Raw genomic sequence first — 5919 nt, 5'->3', positions numbered from 1 at the left:
GCCGACGATCGCCAGGGGGCTGGTCGAGCCGGGTGAGGATGCCGGCGCCGCCGAGGAGCGGCTGGCGCGTGTCGGCGCCGCCAAGGCGGCAATCGCGCGCATCGAGAGCATCGCCGGAGCCGCAGATGATGAGGGAGGCGAGGTGCCCGGCGCCAGGCTTGCCGCCGCCGACAGCATCGTCGCCGGGTACCGGCGCCGCATCGCCGCCTCGGACGAAGCCGATGAGGCCCGCGCCGAGGCGCGTGAAGCCGGAAGGCTGGAGCTCGAATTGAGATTTGCGGGCATCGAAGCCGAGCGCGAAGCCGTGCGCGCCATGTTTCGCAGCGGCGAGATCAACGACCATACGTCGCAGGCGCTGTTTACCGAGATCACGCTCACCGAGGCATTGCTGAGGGGCCGGAAGGCGAGGAAATAACGACGCGCGGGCCTGGCTGGCGCAATCCGGCCAGCAAATTTCGCGTGGCAAACGTGGCGGGGCGAAAACAACTGTGTTAATGGCGCCGCGTGCAGGTTGCCCAAAAGTGTACAGCGGTTTGGGCAACGACATGCATAAACAAAATTGCCCCCGAACCCCGAGGATTTCAGGCTATGGCAACAGCAGCGGCAGTGTCGAACAAATTCGAATCCTTCTTCGAAACCACGCTGGCCGACGCCGATCCGGAGATTTTCGGCGCCATCCGCAACGAACTCGGCCGCCAGCGCCACGAGATCGAGCTGATCGCCTCGGAAAACATTGTTTCCCGCGCGGTGCTTGAGGCGCAGGGCTCGATCATGACCAACAAATATGCCGAGGGCTATCCGGGCAAGCGCTACTACGGCGGCTGCCAGTTTGTCGACGTGGCCGAGGAACTGGCCATCGAGCGCGCCAAGAAGCTGTTCGGCTGCAACTTCGCCAATGTCCAGCCGAATTCCGGCAGCCAGATGAACCAGGCCGTCTTCCTGGCGCTCTTGCAGCCGGGCGACACGTTCATGGGCCTCGACCTCAATTCCGGCGGCCATCTGACCCACGGTTCGCCGGTCAACATGAGCGGTAAATGGTTCAAGGTCGTCTCCTATGGCGTGCGCCAGGACGACCATCTGCTCGACATGGATGCCATCGAGAAGACCGCGCATGAAACCAAGCCGAAGCTGATCCTGGCCGGCGGCACCGCCTATTCCCGCGTCTGGGACTGGAAGCGTTTTCGCGAGATCGCCGACGCGGTCGGCGCCTATCTGATGGTCGACATGGCGCACATCGCCGGGCTGGTCGCCGGCGGCGTGCATCCGTCGCCGCTGCCGCATGCCCATGTCGTGACGACCACGACGCACAAGTCGCTGCGCGGCCCGCGCGGCGGCATGATCCTGTGCAATGACGAGGACATCGCCAAGAAGATGAATTCGGCGGTGTTCCCCGGCCTGCAGGGCGGCCCGCTTATGCATGTCATCGCCGCCAAGGCGGTTGCCTTCGGCGAAGCGCTGAAGCCAAGCTTCAAGGTCTATGCCGAGAGCGTTGCCGCCAACGCCAAGGCGCTCGCCTCCAGCCTCAAGGAAACCGGTCTCGACATCGTCTCCGGCGGCACAGACAACCATCTGATGCTGGTCGATTTGCGTCCGAAGAACGCCACCGGCAAGCGCGCCGAGGCGGCGCTGGGCCGCGCCAACATCACGTGCAACAAGAACGGTATTCCGTTCGACCCGGAAAAGCCTTTTGTCACCTCGGGCGTGCGTCTCGGCACCCCGGCCGGCACCACGCGCGGCTTCGGCCAGGCCGAATTCCGGGAGATCGGCAAGCTGATCGCCGAAGTGCTGGATGGTCTCAAGGTCGCCAATTCCGACGAGGGCAATGCCGCCGTCGAAGCAGCGGTCAAGGCCAAGGTCGTGGCGCTGACCGATCGCTTCCCGCTCTATCCCTATCTCGGCTGACGCGATAGGAAGTTTTGCGGCCTGCTGCAACGACAAGCGTCGTTTCAGCAGGCCGGGGCGACCGACAGGAGCCTTGATGATGCGACCATTTCGTTTCGCCGACCTTGGCGCCGTTGGCGCTCTGGCTGCTTTGATCGCCGGGCCTTTCCCCGGCAACGCCTTGGCGCAAACCGCCCCTGCTCAAGCCGCGCCCGCGCAACCCGCTCCTGCGCAACCCGCACCTCAGCCCGAGCCCGCGGCGCCCGCCCAGACGGCACCCAAGCTCGAAACCTTTGGCAGATGGTCGACCCTGGTCGACGAGGTCGACACCGGTGAGGATCTGCGCAAGACCTGCGCGGCCTCGACCGCCTTTATCGGCGCTGGCGGCGAGAGCGGCGTTCTGACGCTCATCATCACGAACGGCGATGCACTGCCGCCGGATGCCTACCCGTCCGTAACGATCGCCGTCGACAACAAGGCCTTGCCGGCCGGCAAGTCGGTTGCCGCCACTTTCGGCGACGACAAGGGCCGCGTCACTGCCAAGCTCCATTCCGATGGCGCCGTCAACGGCCGGCTCAGTTGGACCGTCGACAACCAGTCCAAGACCAGCCTGGCGCTCCTGCGCGCCATGCGCCGGGCATCGGTGCTTGACGTCTCCTTCGGCGATGCGCCGGTTGGAAGCATATCCATGGACGGCTTCACCAAGGCCTATCGTAGTCTCGGCGCATCGTGCGGGTTTCCGACCGCCGACGTTGCTCCCTGAAGACATCGGTACGCTGTGCGGCTGCTGGCGAGGCTGGCAATCCTGCTTGCGCCTCGCTATCTCTGAAGGGCGAGGGAGCTGTTGGCGACACTTTGCCATCGCTGCAAAAACCTCTAAGCCTTTCGCTTCACCAGATTCGCCAACCAAAGGCTTCTCCATGCGCTGTCCCTATTGCCAGTCGGAAGATACGCAGGTGAAGGATTCTCGCCCCGCCGAGGATGGCGCGGCGATCCGCAGGCGGCGCGTCTGCCCCGATTGCGGCGGCCGTTTCACCACCTTCGAACGCGTGCAGTTGCGCGACCTCGTCGTGGTCAAGAAATCGGGCCGCAAAGTGCCCTTCGACCGCGACAAGCTGTTGCGCTCGGTGGAGATCGCCGTGCGCAAGCGCAATGTCGATCCCGAACGCATCGACCGCGCGGTGACAGGCATCGTGCGCCAGCTCGAAAGTTCCGGCGAGACGGAGGTTGCTTCGGGAGAAGTCGGTCGCCTGGTCATGGAAGCGCTGAAGTCGCTCGACGATGTCGCCTATGTCCGTTTCGCCTCGGTCTACCGCAATTTTCGCGAGGCCAAGGATTTCCATGAATTGCTGGGCGAGCTCAAGGGCGACGAAGTCAAGGGTGAAGAGGAAGCCAGCTGAGCATGACTGCAAGCGAACAGGCCGCCCTTGATCGCCGCTTCATGGCGGCGGCACTCAGACTGTCGCGAAAAAATGCCGGGCGCACCGCGACCAACCCGTCTGTCGGTACGCTGATCGTACGCGATGACGGCAATGGTCCGATGATCGTCGGCACCGGCGTCACCGCTGTCGGCGGCCGTCCGCATGCCGAGACCGAGGCCTTGGCCGAGGCCGGCGACCTCGCGCGCGGCGCCACCGCCTACGTCACGCTGGAACCTTGCGCCCACCACGGCCGCACGCCGCCTTGCGCCAATGCGCTGGTCAATGCCGGCGTTGCGCGGGTCGTCGGTGCCGCCAGCGATCCCGATTCGCGCGTGTCCGGCAAGGGTTATGCGATCCTGCGCGCGGCCGGTGTCGAGGTGGTCGAGAAGGTGCTGGCGGCGGAAGCTGCCGAGCAGATGGCCGGCTATTTGATTCGATCGTTGAGAAAACGCCCGGAAGTGATTCTCAAGCTTGCGCTTTCCAGCGACGGCAAGATCGGCAGGGAAGGTGACGGGCAGGTGTCGATCACCGGCGATATCGCGCGCCGAGAAGTGTATCTGATGCGGGCTGAGGCGGACGCCATACTGGTTGGTATCGGCACCGCCCTTGAGGATGATCCGGCCCTGACGGTGCGTTTGCCGGGGCTTGAGAACCGTTCGCCTGCCCGCATCGTGCTCGACCGCCAGCTCAGGTTGCCGGAGGCCTCGAAGCTGGTTTCGGGCGTCGACCGGGTACCGCTCTATATCGCCGCTTGCCTGGAGGCCGATCCGCTGCGGCGGGCAGCACTCGAACGCGCCGGCGTGCGCTTCATCGGCACCGAGACGCACGAGGGCGGCGTAGCCTTGCCGGAACTACTCGAGGATCTGGCCGCGCTCGGCATGGCCAGCGTGCTGGTCGAGGGCGGCGCCAGGGTGGCGAGCGCTTTCCTGGCCGACGGGCTGGTCGACCGCATCGTGCTGTTCCAGGGACCGGATGCAATCGGCGACGACGGCATTGCATCGCCGATCGACGCCGACCATATCCCGGCAGGATTTCGCAAATTGCGCGACATGCGTTTCGGCGAAGACAGCTACGCCGAGTGGACAAGAGACCTCTAGGGATCAACACCGATGTTTACCGGAATTGTCACCGATGTCGGCACTGTCGCGTCCGTCAAGCCGCTCAGGGAAGGGGCGGGGCTGCGCATCGACACAGCCTATGACCCGCAGACCATCGCCATCGGCGCCTCGATCTCCTGCGGCGGCGTCTGCCTGACAGTCACGGCCTTGCCCGACAGCGCCTCGAATGCACGCTGGTTCGAGGTTGAAGCATGGGAGGAAGCCTTGCGGCTGACCACGGCCTCGGGCTGGAAATCCGGCACCAAGGTCAACCTGGAGCGGGCGCTGAAGATCGGCGACGAACTCGGCGGCCACATCGTTTCGGGCCATGTCGACGGCATGGCCGAGATCATCGAGCGCAAGGATGAGGGCGATGCCGTGCGCTTCACGCTGGAGGCGCCGCGCGACCTGGCGAAGTTCATTGCGCCCAAGGGATCGGTCGCGCTCGACGGCACCTCGCTCACCGTCAACAAGGTCGAAGGCGCGCGCTTCGACGTGCTTTTGATCCACCATTCGCTGACCGTGACCACCTGGGGTGAGCGCAAGGTCGGTGACCGCGTTAATCTCGAGATCGACACCATGGCGCGTTATGCGGCGCGGCTGGTCGAGGCGACGAAAGAGGGGCTTTAAGTGCTGCTGCACTCGACTTAATCAGTTTTAATCGCTATGATTAAATCTGATTGTGAGGCTCTGATGGATACAAAAGTAATCACCGCTCACGTTCCGCTGCCGCTGGCTGAAAAGGTAGATCAACTGGCTGCCCGCCTTGAGCGCCCACGCGGCTGGATCGTCAAACAAGCTCTTTCCGCGTGGGTGGATTTGGAGGAGGAGCGCCGACGGCTCACGCTTGAAGCAATGGCCGATGTCGACGCAGGACGGGTCATCGATCACCAGGCCGTGCAGGCGTGGGCTGAGAGTCTTGGTACCGACAAGCCACTGCCGGTGCCTCGTTGATGGAGTTGAAATGGACCAACAAGGCTTTGTCCGACTTGGTCCGGCTACATGATTTTCTCGTGCTAGCAAATGGCCCGGCGGCCGCACGTGCCGTGCAGTCGCTTACTGCCGCGCCGGCACGGTTGGTCGAATATCCGCGCATCGGTGAGAGACTGGAAGAGTTCGAACCACGAGAAGTGCGTCGCATTTTGGTAGGCAGCTACGAAATTCGTTACGAGATACAGAACACGACAATTTCTGTGTTGCGCCTGTGGCATACGCGAGAGGATCGATAGGACAGGAGTCCATCCAGCAATCTTCCGCTTGCGATGAACCCGGCTTCGGCCTAAGTCACCGGCAACTCCCCGGAGACTTTTATGGCTGGTACATCCCAACACGGCAAAGCCTTCATTCGTCCGAAGGCGAAGGCGCATCTGCTCATTGTCGAAGCGCGCTTTCACGACGACCTTGCCGACGCGCTGCTCGATGGCGCGACAAGCGCGCTCGATGAGGCGGGCGCGACTTATGACGTCGTCACCGTTCCAGGTTCGCTGGAGATCCCCGCGGTGATCACCGTTGCACTGCAC

General features: G+C 63.8%; 8 protein-coding genes and 1 pseudogene. All 9 read left to right on the top strand.

Features of this window, described 5'->3' with window-relative positions:
* Positions 1–415 (top strand): annotated as a pseudogene (locus EN879_RS21470) (Na+/H+ antiporter); the annotation flags it as partial.
* Positions 416–588: 173 nt separating this feature from the next.
* The gene (gene glyA, locus EN879_RS21465) at positions 589–1902 is read left to right on the top strand and encodes a serine hydroxymethyltransferase (protein WP_013532252.1); all 1314 of its coding nucleotides are present in this window, start codon (positions 589–591) and stop codon (positions 1900–1902) included.
* 76 nt (positions 1903–1978) lie between these two features.
* Entirely contained in the window at positions 1979–2644 is a 666-nt protein-coding gene (locus EN879_RS21460; protein ID WP_024504683.1) for a hypothetical protein, read from the top strand.
* Positions 2645–2801: 157 nt separating this feature from the next.
* Complete coding sequence (gene nrdR, locus EN879_RS21455) at positions 2802–3281, top strand: transcriptional regulator NrdR (RefSeq protein WP_013532250.1); 480 nt, start codon at positions 2802–2804, stop codon at positions 3279–3281.
* A 2-nt stretch (positions 3282–3283) separates the two neighbouring features.
* Positions 3284–4399: a bifunctional diaminohydroxyphosphoribosylaminopyrimidine deaminase/5-amino-6-(5-phosphoribosylamino)uracil reductase RibD gene (gene ribD / locus EN879_RS21450; RefSeq protein ID WP_063167764.1), complete on the top strand. Its 1116-nt coding sequence runs from the start codon at positions 3284–3286 to the stop codon at positions 4397–4399.
* A gap of 12 nt (positions 4400–4411) precedes the next feature.
* Positions 4412–5029, top strand: a complete 618-nt coding sequence (locus tag EN879_RS21445; protein WP_063167765.1) for a riboflavin synthase — start codon at positions 4412–4414, stop codon at positions 5027–5029.
* 63 nt (positions 5030–5092) lie between these two features.
* The gene (locus tag EN879_RS21440) at positions 5093–5353 is read left to right on the top strand and encodes a ribbon-helix-helix domain-containing protein (RefSeq protein WP_013532247.1); all 261 of its coding nucleotides are present in this window, start codon (positions 5093–5095) and stop codon (positions 5351–5353) included.
* Complete coding sequence (locus EN879_RS21435; protein ID WP_013532246.1) at positions 5353–5628, top strand: type II toxin-antitoxin system RelE/ParE family toxin; 276 nt, start codon at positions 5353–5355, stop codon at positions 5626–5628. The genes EN879_RS21440 and EN879_RS21435 overlap by 1 nt, the downstream gene beginning before the upstream one ends.
* Before the next feature lie 81 nt (positions 5629–5709).
* Positions 5710–5919, top strand: a 210-nt coding sequence (locus EN879_RS21430) for a 6,7-dimethyl-8-ribityllumazine synthase (protein WP_206520975.1), incomplete at its 3' end; no start/stop codon positions are given.

This window comes from Mesorhizobium sp. M7A.F.Ca.AU.002.02.1.1 (genome assembly GCF_003998535.1).
GTDB classification, from domain to species: domain Bacteria; phylum Pseudomonadota; class Alphaproteobacteria; order Rhizobiales; family Rhizobiaceae; genus Mesorhizobium; species Mesorhizobium ciceri.
The sequence above is the reverse complement of the archived record's forward strand: the minus strand, read 5'-3'. Positions and strand labels throughout refer to the sequence as shown.